The organism is Marmoricola endophyticus (assembly GCF_014644415.1).
Taxonomy (GTDB): Bacteria; Actinomycetota; Actinomycetes; order Propionibacteriales; family Nocardioidaceae; genus Marmoricola; species Marmoricola endophyticus.
Window position 1 is genome coordinate 2589676 of record NZ_BMKQ01000001.1, and the last position, 20181, is coordinate 2609856.

Sequence of the window (20181 nt, forward strand, 5' to 3'; positions counted from 1 at the left end):
TCGAGCACCCGACGCTAGGAGACTCGCCCGTGCCCGACCGGACCCGCCTGCCGCTCGACGTCGACCCGGACGAGCGGCCGATCCGCCCGGTCCTTCCCGAGCCGGGCTCGCCCAACGTGGTGCTGGTGCTGGTCGACGACATGGGCTTCGGGGCGTCCTCGCCGTACGGCGGCCCGTGCGAGATGCCGACCGCGCAGCGGCTGGCCGACGAGGGGCTGCGCTACAGCCGCTTCCACGTCACCCCGCTGTGCTCGCCGACCCGTCAGGCGCTGATGACCGGCCGCAACCACCACTCGGTCGGGATGGGCGCGACCAGCGAGATGGCGACGCCGGAGCCGGGCTACCACGGCTACCGCCCCGCCAGCGCGGCGACGATCGCGGAGATCCTGCACGGCAACGGCTACTGCACGGCCGCGATCGGCAAGTGGCACCAGACCCCGCCGGTCGAGGTCACCCCGTCGGGTCCGTTCCAGCGGTGGCCGATCGGCGAGGGCTTCGACTTCTTCTACGGCTTCATGGGCGCGGAGATGAACCACTGGTACCCGCAGCTCTACCGCGGCCGCTACCCCGTCGAGCCCGACCGGCTCCCCGAGGACGGCTACCACCTCTCCGAGGACCTCGTCGACCACGCGATCTCCTGGGTCGAGAACCAGCAGGCGATCACCCCCGACCGGCCGTTCTTCACCTACCTCGCGCTCGGGGCGACCCACGCGCCGTTCCACGTCGCGCCGGAGTGGCAGGCCAAGTACGCCGGTGCCTTCGACGCGGGCTGGGACGTGCAGCGCGAGCAGACCCTCGCCCGGCAGAAGAAGCTCGGCATCGTGCCCGAGGACACCGAGCTGGCTCCCTGGGCCGAGGGCCTGCCGGCCTGGGACGAGCTCGACGAGACCGAGCGGCGGGTCGCCTCGCGCTTCATGGAGACGTACGCCGGCTTCGCCGAGCACGCGGACGCCCAGGTCGGGCGCTTCGTCGAGGCGCTGGAGGAGATGGGCGTCCTCGACAACACGCTGTTCCTCTACCTGCTGGGCGACAACGGGGCGTCGGGGGAGGGCGGTCCGCGCGGCACCTTCCGCGAGCACCTCGTCGGTCACGGCATCCAGGACGACACCGCGGACATGGCCGCGCGGCTGGAGAACCTCGGCGACCCGACGACGTACGCCATCTACCCGGCCGGCTGGGCGCTGGCGATGAACACGCCGTACCCGTGGACCAAGCAGCTGGCCCACCTCGGCGGCACCCGCGACGGGATGATCGTGCGCTGGCCGGACGGGATCGAGGCGCGTGGGGAGATCCGGCACCAGTGGCACCACGTCATCGACGTGCTGCCGACCATCCTCGAGGCGGCCGGGGTGCCGGCGCCGGACACGGTCGAGGGGGTCGAGCAGCAGCCGATCGAGGGCACCAGCCTGCGCTACACCTTCGACGACGCGCAGGCGGCGGACCGGCACACGACGCAGTACTTCGAGATGGTCGGCAACCGCGGTGTCTACCACGAGGGGTGGACGGCGGTGACCCGCCACGGCACGCCGTGGGAGATGGTCAGCGAGAGCCGTACGCCCTTCGAGGACGACCGCTGGGAGCTCTACGACCACTCCCACGACTGGAGCCAGGCCCGCGACGTCGCCGACGAGCACCCCGAGCGGCTGCGCGAGCTGCGGGCGCTCTTCGACCGGGAGGCCGAGAAGTACCACGTCCTCCCGCTCGACGACCGGGTCACCGAGCGCGAGAACGCGGCCGTCGCCGGCCGTCTCGACCTGCACCTCGGGCGACGCTCGATCTCCTTCGGGCCGAACGTCGGCCGGCTGACCGAGGACGCCGCGCCCAACGTGAAGAACCGCTCCCACGTCATCACCGCCGACGTCGAGGTGATCACGGGGACGAGCGGGGTCGTGGTCGCGCAGGGCGGTCGGTTCGGGGGCTGGTCGCTCTACACGGTCAAGGGCGTCCCGCACTACGCCTACAACTTCGTCGGCCGCGACATCACGGTCGCCCGCGGCACGAGGCCGATGAAGCCCGGGCGACGGACGCTGAAGCTGCGCTTCGACTACGACGGCGGGCCGCCCGGGGACGGTGCGCGGGTCACGCTGGAGGTCGACGGCAAGCCGGTGGCGAGCGAGCGGATCCCGGTGACCACCGCGTACTACTTCTCCTTCGACGAGACCTTCAACATCGGCATCGACCGCGGCACCCCGGTGGTCGACGACTACCTGCCGGTCCGGAACCGCTTCGAGGGGCTGATCCACCGGGTCCGCTTCGACCTGGCGCAGGTCGACGACCAGGCTGCGGACCTCGCCGAGGAGCGGGCGCGCGCGACCATGACCCACCAGTGAGCGACTGCTGCTCGCCCTCGCGGGGTGAGGAGCCGGTCCCCGACGATGCCGGTCGCTCACCGGTGGTCTCGACGTCCTCGCTCGCTGCGCTCGCTTCGGGCTCGACCACCTCGGGTGGTCGAGCAGCGAGGAGCGCCAGCGACGAGCGCGTCGAGACCCGGCGAGGTGCGCACCCGCGTCTCCCGGGTGACCTCGTGACGATCCCCGGGGCAGACGTGCAGGTCGGGAGCGACGAGCCGGACTTCCCCGAGGAGTGGCCGGTGCGGACCGTGCGGCTGAGGTCGTTCCGGGTCGCTGCGACCGCGGTGACGAACGACCAGTGGGCCGCCTTCGTGGCGGCGACGGGGCACCGCAGCGACGCGGAGGCGTACGGCTGGTCGTTCGTCTTCGGCGGCTTCCTGCCCGACGACTTCCCCCCGACGCGAGCCGTCGCGCAGGCACCGTGGTGGCGCCAGGTGTACGACGCCGACTGGGCGCACCCCGAGGGCCCGCAGTCGAGCCTGAGCGGCCGCGGCGACCACCCGGTCGTGCACGTCTCGCGCCGCGACGCCGAGGCGTACGCCGTCTGGGCCGGCGGCCGGCTGCCCACCGAGGACGAGTGGGAGGCCGCCGCCCGCGGCGAGCTCGTCGGCCAGCCGTTTCCCTGGGGCGACGAGCTCGAGCCCGGCGGTGAGCACCGGATGAACGTCTGGCATGGCACCTTCCCGGACGCGAACACGTGCGACGACGGCTGGGCCGGCACCTGTCCGGTCGACGCGTTCGCCCCCAACGCGCTGGGTCTGCACTGCACGACCGGCAACGTGTGGGAGTGGTGCGCGGGGGACTGGGCGGCCGGTGACCCGGCGGCGGTCAGCCGCGGTGGCTCCTACCTGTGCCACGCGTCGTACTGCCGGCGCTACCGCGTCTCGGCCCGCCAGCAGCTGACCCCGGACTCCAGCACCGGCAACGTGGGCTTCCGCCTCGCCGCCGACGCCTGAGCCGGCCCACGCTGCGGGCCCCCGGCGCTCACAGGGGCTTGCGCATGAACACCGATGCCTCCTCGTAGCCGAGCGAGTCGTAGAGACGGCGCGCGGTGGTGTTGACGGCGAACACGTTCAGCGCCAGCGAGGACGCGCCGTGCTCCCGGGCGACCTGCTCGGCCAGGACCATCGTCCGCCGCCCGAGGCCCCGGCCCCGCAGCGACGGGTCGATGACGATGTCGACGACCATCCACCGCGTCGGGTCGGCGCCGAGCGGGCCGATCCACAGGTGTCCGACCGGCTCGCCGTCCTCGAGGATGCGGCCGATCTGCTGCCCGGGGGTCGGGACGCCGCCCGGTGTCCACCGCTCGCGGGAGTCGGCGGCGTTCTGCCTGGCCTCCCTCTCGGTGTCGCCGGCGGCGACCCGGTGGCGTACGTAGTCGGCGAACACCGACTCCAGCCACCGGTCGCGGGCACCGGCTTCCAGCGGCTCGAAGCTGAGGTCGGTCGCGGTCATGGTCTCCGGCTCCTCCGTCCGGCTGGGCCCCGCGGAGTGCTTCCCGCCGGGGCCGAGGGGCTCGCGCCCGTGGGTCAGGCCCATCCTGCCGTCCTGCCGAGGTCGTCGAGGGTGGGCCCGTCGGGGGTGAGTCCGTCGACCGCCGCGAGTCCGGCGACGATGACGTCCAGGTGTCGTAGCTGCAGCTCATGCTCGACGTCGACCGGGAGGCCACCCGGTAGCGGTCGCGAGAGCCGGACCAGCAGCACACCGATGTCCCCTGCGGTGATCCGGCGCGAGAGCGACCCGTCGGCGTGCGCCCCGTCGACGAGCGCGGCGACGGCGTTCGCCGAGCGCTCCTGAGCGTCGGCGAGGGCACTGCGCTGCACGTCGGCCCGGCCGAGGAGCATGGGGACGACCGCGGCAGCCTGGCTGTGCACCATCGAGCGCAGGTAGTGCCCGACCGCGGTCAGCCCGTCCGCCGAGGTGTCGGCGGCGGCCGCCCGGGCGGCCCGCTCCGCGTCCTCCAGTGCCGTCAGCGCAACCGCGGTGAGCAGCTCGCCCCGGTCCCCGAAGCGTCGGTAGAGGGTGGCGATCCCTACCTCGGCTGCGCTCGCGACCTGCTCGAGTGCGACGTCGGGGCCCGAGTGCACGACCACGGCGCGTGCTGCCGCGAGGATCCGCACGTAGTTGCGGGCCGCGTCCACCCTCATCCGCTGCTCCATCGCCGGGCACGCTAGCAATCAGGGGTCAGACGAAGGCCCGTGCTCCGGATCACTTGTCTCGGAACGTCGAGTGCCCCATGATTAAACGGACGATATTCCTACGTTTATGAGGTCCGATGACGAGCACGACCGCCTCCCCTGCCTCGGCTCGACGGCGCAACGGACGCCACCCGGGTCCGCCGCTGGCTGCCCCGGTCCTGGTGTCGGCGGCCGCCTGGCTCGTGGGAGCCGTCGTCCTGCCGCTGGCCGTGGCGGGCTCGACGATGCCGGACCCGACTGCGGACCCCCGGTCGGTGGCCGGATCGCTCACGGCCACAGCGTCCTCCGCGGCCTGGACGGCGGCACTCCTCGTGCTGTCCGGAACGATGCTCGTCGCCGCCGGGGCGTTGCTCTCCTCGCGGCTGGTCTACCTCGCCCCGAACGCTCCGGGGCCTTTGCTGGCGGGCCACGGTGCCGCCTCGGCAGGGGTGCTGCTCTCGCTCAGCGGAGCGCTGACGTGGGCCACGTCCGTCGACGCCGTGCGCGAGGACACCGACGTGGTCGTGGCGGTGCATGCGGTGGCCTTTGTCGCGGGCGGGGCCTGCGTGGTCGTGGCGCTCGGCGTCGCGACCCTCGGCCTGGCCGTCACCACGCTCTTCGTCGCCCGTACGCCGCGCGCGCTCTCCCTGGTCGGCGTCGCGCTCGCGGTGGCCGACCTGCTGGCCTTCCTGGTCGTGGCCGTGCACCAGCTAGCGCCGCTCCTGCTCGTGTGCCGGGTGCTGTCCCTGGTCTGGCTCGCGGTCGTGTGCCTGCTCCTCCCGCGCGACCGCGGGCCTCGCGGGACGCGCTGAGGCACCGCACGGGCGGTGGTGGTGCCGGTCAGGTGATGCTTGACCCGCCGGCCACGTCGATCACCTCGCCGGTGATCCACGACGCCGCGTCGGAGGCGAGGAACACGGCGAGGGCCGCGACGTCCTCGACGGTGCCCAGGCGCCGCAACGGGTGTGCCGCCGCGATCTGCTCCTGGGTCTCGTGCGGAATCTGCGCGGCGTTGCGCTCGGTGAGGACGGTCGCCGCCGCCAGGCAGTTGGCTCGTACGCCGTAGGGACCGGTCTGTGCGGCCAGGGTACGGGTCAGCATCTCCACGCCTGCCTTCGCCGCCGTGTACGCCGGAGGCGACTGGGGGCTCGCGATGCGCGTCGCGGTGGAGGACACGGTGAGCACCACTCCGCTTCCGCGGCTCTTCATCGCGGGGATGAACGCCTGCACCGTGTGGAAGGTGGAGGTCAGGTTGGCGCCGACCTCGCGCGCCCACTCCTCTGAGGTCATCTCCTCCACCGGCCCGGGTCGTACAGCCGAGCCGCCGGCGTTCGCGACGACGACGTCCGGGACGCCGACCTGGGCCGTGACCTCGTCGTGGATGCGCTCCGCGTCCTCGGCGTCGTCGAGGGCCCCGCGGACCTGGTGCACGCGGTGGTGTTCGGCGCGCAGCATCCGGGCGGCCGCGTCGAGGCGCTCGGCGTCCCGGCCGTGCAGCACGACCTCTGCGCCGGCCCGTGCCATCAGGCGGGCGATCTCGAGACCGATGCCGCGCGAGCTGCCCGTCACCAGTGCCGTCCGCGCGGCGAGGCACTGCGAGCGCGCGACGGCACCGGTGGGGTCCGCGTGTGTGGCGGGTGACGACTCGTGGGTGGTCGGCATGTCGGTCCCCGATCGAAGAGGAGGATTTCTCTCCGATTGTACGACCTCAGGCCCGCGCCTCCGGCGGGCCGAACATCGAGCGCCGGTACGGCGGGATGTGCACGAACCGGCGCCGAGTCAGCTCCTCGGGCAGCGGGCCGTCCTCGGTCAGCCACCGGGTCAGGGCGTCGGTCTCCTCCGAGGTCAGCAGCCGTCCCAGCCAGGTGTCGCGCTCACGCCGCGGGAGCCGGTGGTCGCGGACCAGCACCACGTTGCTGCGGTCGCACTCGTCGAGGCACTCGACCTCACGGACGCGCACCCGGTCGGAGGCGCAGCGGCGTACGGCGTGCCGCTGCGCCTCGTGGTCGACCGTGGGGTGCTTCGTCGTGGTCCCGCAGCAGCAGTCGTGGCACACCATGACGGTGACGTCGGGAGCCTCGGCGGACGGCTCAGGCAGCGGAGGTCTCCTCGACCCGAGCGCTGCCGGACCGCTTGCCGGTGAGCAGCCGGTCGGCCAGCGGCGCGAAGACCAGGCCGATGGTGGCCCACAGGATCAGCTGTGCCGTCACCGAGTAGACGCGGAACTTCGCGAGGACGTCGGCCGGGAAGCCGGGAAAGACGATGTTCCCCTCCGGGTCGCGCAGCGGCAACGGCGTCTCGGTGGCCCGCTTGCCCGCCTCGGCGACGTTGGCGTCGAGGTGACCCAGCGGCGGCAGGACCAGCATCACGACGCCGACCGCGACGAGGAAGCCGAGTCCGGCCCACATGCTCGCCGGCCACGTGCCGATCCGCTTGGCCAGCCGCTGGCCCAGCACGACCGCGACGAACATCAGGATCAGCGAGGCCGCGACCATGATGAGGTACAGCTGGGTGCGCTGGACGATGGTGTCGTCGTTGCCGACCGCGGGGGGGTTGGCGGGGTACTTCATGAACGGCACGAGGTAGAACCCGACGAATCCCGCCGCCGCCACCAGCAATGCCAGCGCACGCGGGCGGATGTTGCCGGTGCGGCCGATGCAGATGACGTACGCCACGGCGAACAGCGCACCGAGCGCGACACCGAAGACGATCAGCCCGACCCCGATGCCGACGTCGGCCTGGATGGTGCGGCTGAAGATCTCGTGCTCGTGACCGCCGACGGCGAGGCCGGCCGCACGGTCGAGCTTCTCCTGGGCCTCACCGCGGCCCTCTTCGTAGTCGATCGCCTGCTGGATCAGCGGCTCGGCGAAGATCCGCGCGAACACGAAGGCGAGCAGGCCACCGAGTCCTCCCGCGAGCGCGCCGCGGAGGATGAGCTTCTTCTCCATGGAACTGTCAGCTCCGCAGGAGAGCTCAGTGACAGGGGAAGCCGAGGAAGTGGCGGCCGTCGTGGAAGAACTCGTGGACGACGGCGGTGTTGCCGAAGACCGAGGTCATGCCCTCGTCCATGCCGACGAAGTAGATGACCGCGAGGCCGAGGAAGGCGGTGATGGCCAGCAGCCAGATCGTCGCGGCCTTGGCGCTGACGAGGGGCGTGCTGATCGCGCCGGAGGCGGTCTGGGAGAGGTTGCTCATGGTGTGGCTCCTTGGGAATGCAGCGTTCCTCGAGAGGATGGTCCGACGTCGGGCGCAGATCTGGCTTCGACAGCCTGAGCTGTCTCACAGTGGCGTGACCGCGCCGGAGTCTCACCGGGCTTCGACGTCACCGACATCCGTGCCGGATGCTACCCCGTCTCAGCCCCGCCCGGGGACGGCGTCGAAGACGCAGTCGCCGCACAGCCCCGCACCGGGAACCTCGTAGAACAAGCAGCAGGTCTGGGTACGCCGGGTCGTCGCGGCCGCGGGGTCGACCAGCTCGCCGGCCAGCGGCTCCCGGCTGAGCAGGTCGGTCACCAGCGGGCGTGCCTCCGGCAGGGCGTGGACGCGGGGTACGGCGTGCAGGCTCGCGGCCACGTTCGCCCACACCAGGCGCGGCGCGAGGGGCAGTACCGCGGCCACGGGCTCGAGGACGCTGCGCCAGGACCGCTCCACGTCCTCGACCGAGGGCGACGGCGAGACGGTCAGCGTCCGCAGCCCCAGCTCCAGCGCACCGGCGTCGTCGGTCGCGACCAGCTCGGCGACGTCGACGAGGACGTCGTCACGCACCACCGGCGGGAGCAGCACCGACCACAGCCGGGACGCGACCCCCATCACCACCGCGCTCTGCCCGACCCGCAGCGGCGCCCCGCCCAGGCGCTCGCAGATCCGCTCCGCGAGGCCGCCGGCGACCAGGTCGGGCAGGGCGACGTAGCGGTCGTCGGGGGCGAGGTCCGGTGGCCAGGCGGCGACCTCGCGCAGGGTCCGGCGTACGTCGTCCATCACTCGCCATCCTCTCGCTCCGTCGGCCGGCTGTCGTCGGCGGCCACCACGCGGCCGGCGTCGATCGTGAGCACGCGGTGGGTGCGTCGGCGCAGCTCCGCCAGGTCGTGACCGATCAGCAGGAGGGCCGAGTCGTGTCGCGCACGGTGCTCCTCGAGGCGGTCGAGGACCGTCGCCGCGGTGTCGGGGTCCAGTCCGCTGGTGACCTCGTCGCAGAGCAGCACCCGGGGCCGGGCGAGGAGAGCGCGTGCGAGGGCCGCGCGGCGCAGCTGCCCACCGGAGAGCTCGTGCGGTCGCCGGTGCACCTCGGCGGTGGACAGCCCGAGTGCGCCCAGCTCGGCGAGGGCCTCCTCGCGGGCGGCCGCGCGGGGTCGACGGCGGAGCAGGACGGCCGTCCGCGCGACCTGGTCGACGACCGCGAGCTGGGGCTCGAACGAGGCGGTCGCCTCCTGCCAGACGTACTGGCAGGAGGCGACCTGCTCTCGCGACCGCCGGGCCAGGGTGCCGACCCGGTGGCCCAGCAGGTGCACGCTGCCCTCGCTCGGCGCGAGCAGGCCGGCAGCAGCCCGGGCCAGGGTCGTCTTGCCGGCGCCGGAGCGCCCGACCAGACCGAGTGCCTCCCCTGGCTGCAGACGCAGGTCGACCTGTGCGACGAGCTCACGGCCTCGGGCCCGGACGCCCAGGCTTCGCAGCTCCAGGGCCGGCGCCGCGATGCACGGCGGACGCGGCAGCCTCGGAGAGGCGGCCGACGCGAGCCGGACCGGGGCCGCTCGTACGCCGCCGTCGCGGATCTCCAGCACCTCGTCGGCCAGCCGGTCGGCCACCGAGCGGTCGTGGGTGACCACGAGGGCGGCTACCCCCTCGTCGACCAGGCCTCGGAGCGTGTCCACGACGAGCGCCGCACTCTCCGTGTCCAGCCCGGTGGTGGGCTCGTCGAGGACGAGCAGGTCCGGTGCCGTGGTGAGCACGTGCGCGAGCGCGAGACGGGTGCGCTGGCCGCCGGAGAGCTCGGTGGGGAAGCGCCGCAGGGGCGTCCCGGGCTCGGCCAGCAGCTCGTCCAGCCCGGCGTGACGGAGCGCGGAGGTCACCTCGTCCTGCAGCCAGCCACGGCGCGAGCGGCCGGGCGGCCGGGCACCGTGGATCCGGACGAGCTCCCGCAGGGAGGAGCCGATCCGGTGCGCCGGGTTGAGGGTCTCGGCGGCGTCCTGCGGCAGGTAGCCGGCGCGGGTCCCGGCGTCCGTGATCCGGCCGGAGGTCGTCAGCGAGGCGGGCAGGGCGTCGGCCACGCTGCGGGCCAGCGTGGTCTTCCCCGCGCCGGACGGGCCGACCAGCACCGTGCAGCGGCCGGCACGCAGGTCGAGGTCGACGTCGTGGAGGATCGTCGCACTCCCGGCGCGGACCGTGAAGCCGCGCGCCGCGACGAGCACGGGGTCAGCCACGGCGCGCGGTGCGGGTCCACCGGAGCCGGTCCGGACCGCCGAGCACCGCGTCGCCCAGCAGGTTGAGGCCGAGCACGAGCGCGACGATCAGGAGCGCGGGGAGCGCGACCGACCAGGGGGCGAGGGAGAGGCCGTCCTTGTTGGCGGCCACGGACACCGCCCAGTCCGGCGAGGTGGTGTCGAAGCCGATGCCGATGAAGTTCGCGGAAGCCAGGACGTAGATCGCTGCGGTGAGACGGACACCGAGGTCGGCGGCGACCGGCCTGGCCAGCCGACCGGCGGCGTGCCGGGCGTACCGGTCCAGCAGACCGGCGCCCTGCAGGCGCAGCGCGTCCATCGCCGGCCCCTGGACGACGTCCCTCGCGGCCATCCGTACGAAGCGTGCGATCGGGGCGACCAGCGTCAGCCCCACCGCGACCGCGATAGCGACACCCGAGCCGTCCGAGCGCAGCGCGGCGACGAGCACCACCAGCAGGGAGGGGAAGCACAGCGCCACGTCGACCGGTCGCATGAGGAGGTCGTCGACCCAGGCGTGGCGCGTGGTGGCGGCGGCCAGCCCCACGACGGAGCCGACGAGGTACGCCGCGGCCACCGTCAGGCCCGCGGTGACGACCAGCGGGCGCCCGCCCTCGAGCACGGCGGCCAAGACGTCGCGTCCGAGCCGGTCGGTGCCGAACGGCGACCAGGTGGAGCTCGAGAACGGTGCCTGGGGGGAGTCCGGCGCGAGGTGGGCGACCCAGGGTCCGGCGAGGGCGACCGCGAGCGGGACGACCAGGAGCGCACCGACGACCACGCGGCCGATCCACCGCGTGCCGGTGCTCACGCGCGCAGGCGGCGGGGCACCATGCGCTGCCCGGCCAGGTCGATGAGGGAGTTGACCACGATCGCGACGAGGCCGATCACCAGGACCAGGCCGAGGATCACCGGCTGGTCGCGGTTGCCGATCGCGTCCAGCAGGGTGGTCGAGACACCGGGCACCGCGAAGACGGCCTCGACCACGAGGACCCCCGAGATCAGGCTGTCGCCGGTGCGACCGAGGTCCTGCATCGCCGGCGCCAGGGCGTTCGGGCCGATGTGCCGCAGCAGCAGCGACCAGCGGGGCACGCCGAGCCGCTCGGCCTGGACGACGTACGGCGCCCCGACCTGGTCGATGACGCCCGCGCGTACGAGCCGTACGAGCGGCGCCGAGACCCGGGCCACCATCACGACCAGGGGGAGGACCAGGAACCGGGGGTCGCGCAGCACCTGCCCCACGTCGACGCCGACGAACGTCGCCGGCAGGAGCCGCCAGGAGAGCGCCAGCCAGAACACCAGCGCGACGGCGAGCACGAAGTCGGGCACCGAGTCGAGCGCGATGCTCACGGTGGTGATCGCACGGTCCGTACGGCTGCCGGGCCGGAGTCCGGCGACGAAGCCGCCGCCCAGCGCGATCGGGACCAGCAGGAGCGTCGTGGCCGCCGCGAGGGCCCCGCTGACGAGGAGCGGGCCGGTGATCACCTCGGTCACCGGCCGCCCCTGGGCGTACGAGGTGCCGAGGTCCCCGGTCGCCGCGTGCCCGACCCACTCGACGAACCGCGCGGCTGGGGCGGTGTCGAGCCCGAGCACCTCCCGGGTCTCCTGGCGCTGGGCCGCCGTGGTGAGGTCGCTGCTCTGGACGTCGGCTGCGTCGCCGGGCAGGAGCAGCGAGGTCGCGAAGATGCCGACCAGCAGCACGACGACCTGGAGTGCGCCGATGAGGGCGCGGCGGGCAGCGAAACGGGCGACCACGAGACCGGTACGCCGTCAGGCCAGCCCGACGACGACCCGGTCGTCGCCGTACTGCCACAGCGTCCCGGCCTCGGCGAAGCCGGAGGCCAGGAGGAGGTCGACCCAGTCCCGGACCGTGGCGCGACGCTCGACGACGTGCACGAAGCCGCCCGCACGCTCGGCCACGAGCGCAGCCAGCTCGGGGGCCCGCTCCACGGCGGACCACCACTCCTCCCAGTCCTCGTGCCCGCGGGTGCCGGCGCGCTGGGCGCGGCGTACGGTCATCCGCCTGGCCAGCGCGTCCAGCCGCGGACCGCTCTCTCCCTCGTAGAGGTGGTCGGCGTCGACCAGCAGCCCGCCGGGGGCCACCTCCTGGGCGCAGCGTGCGAGCAACGCCCGCAGGTCGTCGACGTCCATCCAGTGCAGCGCGGTGGAGCTCACGAACACGTCGGGCGCGCGGTCCAGGCCGAGGCAGTCGTACCAGCCGTCGTCGCGCAGGTCGGCCAGCACGGTCCGCAGCCTGTCGTCGGGGCGCGCGAGGTTCCCGAGTGCGAGCAGCAGCGGATCGGCGTCGACACCGACCACACGGGCCTCGGGCAGCCGGTCGAGCAGCCGGTGGGCCAGCGACCCCGGGCCGATGCCGAGGTCGACGACCAGTGGGTCGGGGCGGGAGACGACGTCGACCACCACGTCCAGGAGGGCCGCGAACCGCTCCTCCCGGTCGGGCATGTAGTGCTCCTGCTGACGGTCCCACCGCTCCAGCCAGGCCGCGGCCTGCTCGGGGGTGGGGCGGCCGCTGGTGGGGGTGCTCACGCCTCCACCTTGTCGAACCTCGCCCAGTCGTAGGCGTTCGGCACCCCGTCCGGGAGGTTGTCGTACGCCGTGCTGAAGGCGGTGTTCCAGGGCGTCGTGGCCCACCAGATGAAGCCGCCGCGGTCGTGCAGGATCTCGTGCATCCGGTGGTAGACCGCCGCACGCCCGTCCTCGGTGCGGGTGCCCTGGGCCTGGTCGTAGAGCCTGTCGAACTCGGGGTCGGTCCACTTCGTGTAGTTCTTCTCGGACGTGCTGAGCAGGCGCGAGGAGAAGTGGAACGGGACGGGCAGCGGACCGGACTGCCCCATCGTCATCTGCCCCTGCGTGAGCGCGTCGGTGTAGTACGTGTCCTGCGAGCCGACACGGACGCGTGCCCGTACGCCGTGCTCGGCGAGCTGGCGGGAGACCAGTGTCGCCGCCTCCAGGAACCCGTTCGCCACGGGCGCGGCGAGCAGGTCGAAGCTCAGGTCGCGCACGCCGGCCCGGGTCAGCAGGCGTAGGCCCTCGTCGGGGTCGTGGCGGTGCGGCTCGAGGTCGTCGGCGTAGTACTGGTAGCCCCGCCCGAAGACGTCGTCGGAGACCTCCCCGGCACCCTCGAGCGCCACCTTGACCAGCTCCTCGCGGTCGATCAGGAGCATCATCGCGCGGCGCACGTCGACGTCGTCGAACGGTGGCCGGTCGGTCTTCATCGCGAAGAAGAGCAGGCCGCTGTTCTTCCGCGCCTGCGTGTCGATGCCGGAGACGCCGTCGAGGGTGCGGCGCGCGGTCGGGGTGAGGTTGTCGGCGAAGTCGGCCTGGCCGCTGCGTACGGCGGACTGGCGCGCCTCCGGCTCGGCGCTGACGATCGAGAGCTCCTCCAACCACGGCGCACCGTCCCAGTGGTCCTCGTATCTGGTCATCCGCAGCGAGCGGCCGGGCTGGAACGAGCGGAAGCGGAACGGGCCGGTCCCGACGGGCTTGTCGCCCAGGCGGCCGCGCTTCACGATCGCCGTCCCGATCGATGCCAGCAGGGAGGGGAGCTCGAAGGACGGCGAGGTGGTGGCGATCTCGACCGTCCGCGGCTCGACCACCCGGGACCGTCGGAGGTCGATGCCGGCGAGCGAGGACGCGGCGTTGAAGGGCTTGGCGCCCTCCTGCTTGCCGAGGATCCGCGCGAGCGTGCCGAGGACGTCCTCGCCGGTGAACGCGGTGCCGTCGTGCCAGCGCGCGTCGCGCAGGCTCAGGCGCCACCGGGTGCCGTCGGCGTCGGGCTCGGCCGTCGTCGCCAAGCGTGGCAGCGGACGCATCGTGGAGTCGATCTCGAACAGCCCGTCGTAGAGGTGCTTCGTACGGGACTCGTCGATGAACGTCGCCGCGGCCAGCTGCGGGTCGATGGTCTCCGAGGCGCCGGCGCCCTGGAAGACAGCGGTGAAGGAGCGGTCCGCCGTACGGGTGGTGCCGGAGCCGCAGCCGGCGAGCGCGAGCGCGGCCAGCCCTCCGGCTCCGGTGCCCAGCAGCGTGCGGCGATCGAGTGCGATCCGGTGCGTCATGGCCCTCCGTCGCGACGGAGTGCCGCTCGCGCGACGTCGGTGCGAGCCCGCCCCTCCGCCGGAGGCAGTCCCGTGACACGAGTCAGGCGACCGGACTCACCCGTCGGTGCGGGCTCTACCGTTGCGGGACAGTGCCGGGATCTCACCGGACTTCGCTGGGGCTCGGGCCGTCGCTGCTCGACAGCGACACCGGGAGGCTAGGCAGGCGCGATGTCGCCGGTCAAGGCGAGGGAGGCGCCGGTCGGAATGTTTCTACGGTACGTAGAGTTCGGCGGTGAACCGGCCGAAGGAGCCCGATGACCACAGTGAGCGCGCGTCCCTCTGAGCGGGACCCGTCGGTGCCGGCCCCCGCTCCGTCGACCTGGGCGGCACTGCGCCCCTTGCTGCTCCGGCTGCACTTCTACGCCGGGGTGCTGGTCGGCCCCTTCGTGCTCGTCGCGGCCGTGACCGGGCTGCTCTACACCGCGGCTCCACAGATCGAGCAGATCGCCTACCGCGACCTGACCCATGTACCGGTGGGCACCGGGCCGGTCGCGTCGCTGTCCGACCAGGTCGCCGCCGCGCGTGCGGCGCACCCGTCCGGTGCCGTGCTGGAGATCGACCCGCCCGAGGGTGCGGACCGCGCCACGCGGGTCGTCTTCTCCGACGCGGGAGTCCCGGCCGACTACACCATGTCGGTCTTCGTGGACCCGTACGACGCCCAGGTCGTCGGACAGGTGCGCAGCTTCGGGCAGTGGCTGGGCTTCCGCGGCTGGCTCGACGACCTGCACCGCAACCTGCACCTGGGGGCCGTGGGGCGCAACTACTCCGAGCTCGCCGCGAGCTGGCTGTGGGTGGTGGTGCTCGGAGGGCTCGCGCTCTGGTTCGGCAAGCGTCGTGGTCGTGCCCGTTCGGAGCGGGCGCGACGCAGTCAGCAGCACGTACCTGCTCGAAGCGAGCAGAGCTGGGCGCGTCGGCACCTCCTCCCCGACCTCGGTGCCCGCGGCCGGCGACGCAACCTGTCCTGGCACGCGGTGCTGGGAGCGTGGCTGGCGCTGGGCCTTCTCGGACTCTCGGTCACCGGTCTGACCTGGTCCCGCTGGGCCGGGACGAGCATCGGCGAGGTCCGTAGCGCCTTCGACTGGCAGTCGCCGACCCCGAGCGCGACGATTCCCGGTGCGAAGCCGCCGGCGGAGGACGACGGGCACGCGGCGCACCACGGCGGGTCGGCAGCGACGGCCGGCGACGAGGTGCTCACCGACGGCGTCGGGGTCGACGGCGTCTACCGCACAGCGCGGGCTCAGGGACTGGGCAGTCCGCTGGTGCTCACCCCGCCGGCACGGACCGGGGGTGCGTGGACGGCCGCGGAGAACGAGCGCAGCTGGCCGACGCAGTACGACACCCTCACCGTCGACCCCGCCGACGGCGGCCTCGTCGATCGGGTCGACTTCGAGGACTGGCCGTTCATGGCCAAGCTGACCGACTGGGTGATCGGCGCCCACATGGGGATCCTGTTCGGTCTGGTCAACCAGCTGGCGCTCGCTCTGCTCGCCGTCGGCCTCATCGTGGTCGTGCTGCGCGGCTACCGGATGTGGTGGCAGCGGCGGCCGACCCGCGCGCGGGGAATGTGGTTCGGGCCGCTGCCCCGTCGTGGCGCCTGGCGCCGGGTGCCGAAGGGGCCACTGGCCGCGATCGTGTTCGTGGCGGTCGTGGTGGGTGTGCTGGTGCCGCTGCTCGGGATCAGCCTGCTCGCGTTCCTGCTGGTCGACGTGGTCCTCGGCCTCGTGCGCCGGCGACCGTCACGGCCACGACTCGACGACGCGGAGGAGCTGGTCGAGGCCTGATCGGCCCTGCCGGCAACGGTCACTCAGGGTCGTCCGTGTCGGCGCTGCGCGGCCTCAGCCCGCGCGAGGCGTACGGCTCGCCGCTCGTGGTTCTGCCTGGCCCCCCTGGCCGACATCAGACCGCCCGGCGCGCGAAGGCGGCGCAGGTCGGTGCCGTGGCGCTCATCAGGGCGGACCGAACGGCGGCGCTCCCGATCCTCCGCGCCGCGCGATCGTCGGCCGCCGCCTCACAGAGCAGGTGGACGCGCCCACCGACCCGGGCCATGCCCGGAGCCCACGCCAGCGCTCCGGTGAGCACCTGTACGGCCCAGCGCACGCGGTCGTGCCAGAGGTCGAGGTGCGCCGCCTCGTGCTCGACCACCGCCGCCAGCTCGGTCTCGCTCAGCCGAGCGGCCAGCGACCGGTCGACCGTGATCACCGATCGTCCGTCGAGGCGGAGGGTGGCCGCGCCGGAGCGGAGCCCGACGACGAGGTGCACCTCGCGCCTCCCGACGGTGCATCGCACGGTCCGCGGGTCCGCGAGCGCCATCCGCATCCGCAGGCGCGCGGCCGCGTTGCGGCGGCTCGCCCGCTCGGCGCAGGCGAGCACGGCGGCGAGTGCACAGCCGAGGCCCGACGCCACACCGACGCACCCGACGAAGGTCAGCACCGCCTCGCAGCCCGTGCAGCCGTCTCGCTGCCAGGTGGGGGTAGGGACGAGCATCGCTGCCACGGACGCCACCAAGGCGACGAGCCCGGTCACCGCGGCCGCGGACCCGACTGCGAGCACCAGCCCCGGCCGTCGCCCCAGCGGGAGGTTGCCCAGACCGACGGCGACCCCGGTCGCGGCGACCAGGACCGCGAGACAGAGCACGGTCGCGTTCACGAGGAGTCCAGGGCACGGCGCAGGGCTCGGAGCTCGGTCTGGTCGAGCCGGCCGGCGAACTCCTGCAGTGCGCTCGGTCGGTCGGCGGTCGTGGCCAGAGCGGCCTCCATGGCGCCGGCCGCGGCCTGTGCCTCGGTGCGGGTCGGGGCGAAGCGCTGGCTCCGGGCCGACCCGGTGCGCTCGACCGCTCCCTTGTCGACGAGCCGGGTGAGCACGGTGAGGACGGTGGTCAGCGCGGGACGGTCGTCGTCCTCGAACCGATCGCGGACCCAGGTCGCGGAGACCGGCTCGTCGGCTTCCCAGAGGACCCGCAGCACCGCTCGCTCCAGGTCGCCACGGCGGCGTCGTTGCATCGTTCCTCCCGGGGATACCTGCCGGTGCAGGCTATCTCGGGAGCTCGGCCGGGAGCCGAGCAGGAAGCGGCGATGGCCTCCGCGGTGTCGGGCGACACGGGGCCCGCCAGACGGCTCGGCGGGCATCACCAGAGTCCGCGGGCCACGTCGGCCACGACGCACGCGTTCAGCCCCGAGATCACCACGGTGACCACCAGCATCGCTGCCGTGGTCGTACGTCGGTTCACCTGTGGTCCGAGCAGCGACCGGTCGCGCGTGAGCAGCAGCAGCGGCACCAGCGCGAACGGGATGCCGAAGGAGAGCACCACCTGCGAGAGCACCAGCACCTGGCCGGTGTCCGCGGAGACGGCGAGGACCAGCAGCGCGGGCAGCATCGTCACCGCGCGGCGCACCAGCAGCGGGACCCGCCAGGTCACGAAGCCGGCCATGACGACCTGGCCGGCGTACGTCCCGACGCTCGAGGAGGAGACCCCGGAGGCGACCAGCGCGACGGCGAAGGCCAGCGCGGCGCCGCCGCCGAGGAGCGTCCCCAGCTGGGCGTGGATGCCCGCGAAGTCACTGCCGACGCCGATCCCCGACCCGTGGAAGACGACCGCGGCGATGCACAGCATGGCCAGGTTGACCAAGCCGGCCGCGCCGAGCCCGAGCACGCAGTCCCAGCGGTTGGCCCGCAGCATCGAGCGACGCTCAGAGGCGTCGCTGGCCGCGACCCGGCCGGACTGGAGCGCGGAGTGCAGGTAGACCACGTGCGGCATGACGGTCGCCCCGATGATCCCGATCGTCAGCTGCAGCTCCCCGCCCCCGTCGAGCCTGGGTACCAGGCCCGCGGCCAGGTCGTCGTAAGCCGGTGGCCCGGCGGCGAGGACCAGGTAGCCGAACCCGGCGGCCACCAGCGCGAGCAGAGCGATCACGGCACGCTCGAACCGGCGGTGGCCGCGCTGCTCGAGCCCGAGGATGCCGAAGGCGACGACGGCCGTGACCAGCCCGGCCGGAAGCAGCGGCATGCCGAACAGCAGGTGCAGGCCGACGGCGGCACCGACGAACTCGGCGAGGTCCGTGGCCATCGCGACGACCTCCGCCTGCACCCACAGCAGCCGGTTGCTGCGTCGGCCGAACCGTTCCCTGCACAGCTCGGGCAGGCTGCGCCCGGTGACCAGACCGAGCTTGGAGGTGAGGTACTGCACCAGGATCGCGACCAGGTTCGCCGTCACCACCACCCACACGAGGCGGTAGCCGTGCTCGGCGCCGGCGGCGAAGTTGGTCGCGAAGTTGCCGGGGTCGACGTACGCGACCGAGGCGACGAACGCCGGGCCGAGCAAGGAGAGGACTCGGCGCCGGGTCCGGGTGGCGGCGTCCGGCTCGGTCGACAGCAGGGTGGTCATCGGGTGCCGCCTTCCTGTGCGGGCCAGCGCCCGGCCCACTCCACGACTGCCCGGACCGACGGGTCGGCGTCCCCGATCAGCAGCTGCAGCACGTCGTCGGTGACCTGGGGGTTGGCGGCCACCCAGGCCCGGACGACCGCCTCGGGGTCACCCGAGAGCCGGCGGAGCAGCAGGGGACCGGCACCGGCGTTGCGCGCGACGCAGGCCCGTACCGACGAGATCGGGTCGCCGGCCAGCACGGTCAGCACGTCGTGCGGCGCGTGCGCGGACAGCGCCGCGCTCTCCCGGATGCGGGCGTCCGCTGAGCCGGCGAGAGAGCGGACCCGCCGGGTCTTGCCGGGCGACGCCGCCGGCGAGGCGAACGTGGAGAGCGGGGCGCCAGCGGCCGAGGAGGCCGCGAGCGCCTCGCGCTGCGCAGCGGTGAGGAAGCCGAGGCACGACATGGTGCTCAGCCCTGCCTGGCGTTGACCTCGTACGAGGTGTTGGTGGACTCGAAGAAGTTCACCAGCTGCAGCGTGTCGTTGGCCGCCGCCATCCACTTCGCCGGGTTGGCGACGCCGTAGTGCGCGCCGAAGCCGAGCTCGTCGAGCCGCCGGTCGGCGAGGTACTTCACGTAGGTGTTGATGTAGTCGGCGTTCAGGCCGAGGATCCCGTTCGGCAGCAGGTCGCGGTTGTAGGCCTCCTCCATCTCCACCGCGTCGAGGATCATCTGCTTGATCTCGTCGGCGAACTCGGGCGTCGCGACGTCCGGGTTCTCCTCGAGCACGGTGAGGACCAGGTTCATCCCGAACTTCAGGTGCAGCGACTCGTCCCGGACGATCCAGTCCACCAGCGAGCCGAAGTTCCGCAGCAGGTTCCGCTGCCGAAAGCTCAGCGCGACCATGAACCCGGAGTAGAACCAGATCCCCTCGAGGATCACGTTGTACGCCACCAGGTTCCGCACGAAGTCCTGCTTGCCCTCGGTCGTCGTGATGTCGAGGGTCTGCTCGGTCATCCGCTTGATGAACCGGACCTCGAACTCCTCCTTGGCCGCCATCGACGGCACCGTCACGTGCGACTCGTACGCCGCGGCGCGGTCGATCGGGAAGGTCTCGAGGACGTACTCGAAGCTCATGCAGTGGTTGGCCTCCTCCCACATCTGCTTGGCGAGGTAGAGGTGGCACTCGGCGGCGTTGACGTACGGGTAGACCCCGAACGCGAGGGCCTTGTTGACCAGCAGCTCGTTCGGATTGAAGTAGCTCATCAGGTGGGTCAGCGCCGCCCGCTCGTCGGCGCTCATCCGCTCGAAGTCGGCGAGGTCCTCGCCGAGCTGGATCTCGTTGGGGAACCAGGTGTTGGCCACCGCCTGGTCGTAGAGGTCCATCGCCCACTGGTACGTCACGGGCTTGAGCAGCAGTCCCTCCTCGATGCCGGTGCCGAGGATGCCGCGAAAGGTCTGATCGGGTCGTACGTCGGTCTGGGTCATGGCGCTTCTCCTGGTGTGGTTGCTGTGGTGGGTCGGGTGAGGCAGGTCTCGACGTCCTCGCTCGCAGGGCTCACTTCTGGCTCGACCACCCGCAGGTGGTCGAGCCCGACCGAGCGCTAGGAGAGAGGACGTCGAGAACCCGGGAGCTTCGACAGGTGGTCGAGCAGCGAGCGCTAGCGGGCGTGCGCGGGTGGTCGAGCAGCGAGCGCTAGCGAGCGCGTCGAGACCCGGTGAGTCGTCAGCGAAGGCCGGGGACGGCT

General features: G+C 73.0%; 21 protein-coding genes. 4 read left to right on the forward strand and 17 right to left on the reverse strand.

The features are described 5' to 3' along the window. Positions 1-29 precede the first annotated feature (29 nt). Positions 30-2330: an arylsulfatase gene (locus IEX42_RS12720; RefSeq protein WP_229660836.1), complete on the forward strand. Its 2301-nt coding sequence runs from the start codon at positions 30-32 to the stop codon at positions 2328-2330. A gap of 194 nt (positions 2331-2524) precedes the next feature. Beyond that, positions 2525-3307: a formylglycine-generating enzyme family protein gene (locus IEX42_RS12725; protein WP_229660837.1), complete on the forward strand. Its 783-nt coding sequence runs from the start codon at positions 2525-2527 to the stop codon at positions 3305-3307. 28 nt (positions 3308-3335) lie between these two features. Here IEX42_RS12725 and IEX42_RS12730 read toward each other — a convergent pair whose 3' ends face one another. Both IEX42_RS12730 and IEX42_RS12735 read right to left on the reverse strand, forming a co-directional pair. Next, the gene (locus IEX42_RS12730; protein WP_229660838.1) at positions 3336-3890 is read right to left on the reverse strand and encodes a GNAT family N-acetyltransferase; all 555 of its coding nucleotides are present in this window, start codon (positions 3888-3890) and stop codon (positions 3336-3338) included. Beyond that, positions 3881-4510, reverse strand: coding sequence for a TetR/AcrR family transcriptional regulator (locus IEX42_RS12735; RefSeq protein WP_188780101.1), 630 nt, complete (start codon positions 4508-4510; stop codon positions 3881-3883). Before IEX42_RS12735 ends, IEX42_RS12730 begins: the two co-directional genes overlap by 10 nt. A 116-nt stretch (positions 4511-4626) precedes the next feature. On the opposite strand from IEX42_RS12735, the gene IEX42_RS12740 reads away from it, so the two are divergent. After that, entirely contained in the window at positions 4627-5340 is a 714-nt protein-coding gene (locus IEX42_RS12740) for a hypothetical protein (RefSeq protein WP_188780102.1), read from the forward strand. A gap of 28 nt (positions 5341-5368) precedes the next feature. Here the strand turns inward: IEX42_RS12740 and IEX42_RS12745 are convergent, their stop codons facing one another. From IEX42_RS12745 to IEX42_RS12790, 10 genes are all read right to left on the reverse strand, one after another. Next, complete coding sequence (locus IEX42_RS12745; protein WP_188780103.1) at positions 5369-6190, reverse strand: SDR family NAD(P)-dependent oxidoreductase; 822 nt, start codon at positions 6188-6190, stop codon at positions 5369-5371. A 46-nt stretch (positions 6191-6236) separates the two neighbouring features. Then, positions 6237-6587, reverse strand: a complete 351-nt coding sequence (locus tag IEX42_RS12750) for a thioredoxin domain-containing protein (RefSeq protein WP_188780104.1) — start codon at positions 6585-6587, stop codon at positions 6237-6239. Positions 6588-6618: 31 nt separating this feature from the next. Further along, complete coding sequence (locus IEX42_RS12755) at positions 6619-7476, reverse strand: CbtA family protein (protein WP_188780105.1); 858 nt, start codon at positions 7474-7476, stop codon at positions 6619-6621. A gap of 25 nt (positions 7477-7501) precedes the next feature. After that, positions 7502-7723 carry a CbtB domain-containing protein gene (locus IEX42_RS12760; protein WP_188780106.1) on the reverse strand — a complete coding sequence of 74 codons (222 nt, stop codon included), beginning with the start codon at positions 7721-7723 and terminating at the stop codon, positions 7502-7504. Between the two features lie 159 nt (positions 7724-7882). After that, on the reverse strand, positions 7883-8506 hold the full coding sequence (locus tag IEX42_RS12765) for a (2Fe-2S)-binding protein (RefSeq protein WP_188780107.1): 624 nt from the start codon (positions 8504-8506) through the stop codon (positions 7883-7885). After that, positions 8506-9945 carry an ABC transporter ATP-binding protein gene (locus IEX42_RS12770; protein WP_188780108.1) on the reverse strand — a complete coding sequence of 480 codons (1440 nt, stop codon included), beginning with the start codon at positions 9943-9945 and terminating at the stop codon, positions 8506-8508. Before IEX42_RS12770 ends, IEX42_RS12765 begins: the two co-directional genes overlap by 1 nt. Next, entirely contained in the window at positions 9938-10768 is an 831-nt protein-coding gene (locus IEX42_RS12775; protein ID WP_229660839.1) for an ABC transporter permease, read from the reverse strand. The genes IEX42_RS12770 and IEX42_RS12775 overlap by 8 nt, the downstream gene beginning before the upstream one ends. Beyond that, positions 10765-11712 (reverse strand): ABC transporter permease, encoded by a 948-nt coding sequence (locus IEX42_RS12780; protein ID WP_188780109.1) that lies wholly within the window; start codon positions 11710-11712, stop codon positions 10765-10767. Before IEX42_RS12780 ends, IEX42_RS12775 begins: the two co-directional genes overlap by 4 nt. Positions 11713-11727: 15 nt before the next feature. Further along, positions 11728-12504 carry a class I SAM-dependent methyltransferase gene (locus IEX42_RS12785; RefSeq protein ID WP_229660840.1) on the reverse strand — a complete coding sequence of 259 codons (777 nt, stop codon included), beginning with the start codon at positions 12502-12504 and terminating at the stop codon, positions 11728-11730. Beyond that, positions 12501-14033, reverse strand: a complete 1533-nt coding sequence (locus IEX42_RS12790) for an ABC transporter substrate-binding protein (RefSeq protein ID WP_188780110.1) — start codon at positions 14031-14033, stop codon at positions 12501-12503. Before IEX42_RS12790 ends, IEX42_RS12785 begins: the two co-directional genes overlap by 4 nt. Before the next feature lie 296 nt (positions 14034-14329). Between IEX42_RS12790 and IEX42_RS12795 the strand changes: the two genes are divergently transcribed. Then, positions 14330-15856, forward strand: a complete 1527-nt coding sequence (locus tag IEX42_RS12795) for a PepSY-associated TM helix domain-containing protein (RefSeq protein ID WP_188780111.1) — start codon at positions 14330-14332, stop codon at positions 15854-15856. Between the two features lie 115 nt (positions 15857-15971). On the opposite strand, the gene IEX42_RS12800 is transcribed toward IEX42_RS12795, so the two are convergent. The 5 genes from IEX42_RS12800 to IEX42_RS12820 all read right to left on the reverse strand — a co-directional run bounded on the left by IEX42_RS12800 (position 15972) and on the right by IEX42_RS12820 (position 19921). After that, positions 15972-16721 (reverse strand): M48 family metalloprotease, encoded by a 750-nt coding sequence (locus IEX42_RS12800; protein ID WP_188780112.1) that lies wholly within the window; start codon positions 16719-16721, stop codon positions 15972-15974. Beyond that, positions 16718-17074, reverse strand: a complete 357-nt coding sequence (locus IEX42_RS12805) for a BlaI/MecI/CopY family transcriptional regulator (RefSeq protein WP_188780113.1) — start codon at positions 17072-17074, stop codon at positions 16718-16720. The genes IEX42_RS12800 and IEX42_RS12805 overlap by 4 nt, the downstream gene beginning before the upstream one ends. A 125-nt stretch (positions 17075-17199) precedes the next feature. Further along, complete coding sequence (locus IEX42_RS12810; protein WP_188780114.1) at positions 17200-18456, reverse strand: Nramp family divalent metal transporter; 1257 nt, start codon at positions 18454-18456, stop codon at positions 17200-17202. Next, a complete protein-coding gene (locus IEX42_RS12815) occupies positions 18453-18899 on the reverse strand; it encodes a hypothetical protein (protein ID WP_188780115.1) in 447 nt (148 codons plus the stop codon). Before IEX42_RS12815 ends, IEX42_RS12810 begins: the two co-directional genes overlap by 4 nt. A 5-nt stretch (positions 18900-18904) precedes the next feature. Next, positions 18905-19921: a ribonucleotide-diphosphate reductase subunit beta gene (locus tag IEX42_RS12820; protein WP_188780116.1), complete on the reverse strand. Its 1017-nt coding sequence runs from the start codon at positions 19919-19921 to the stop codon at positions 18905-18907. Positions 19922-20181 lie beyond the last annotated feature (260 nt).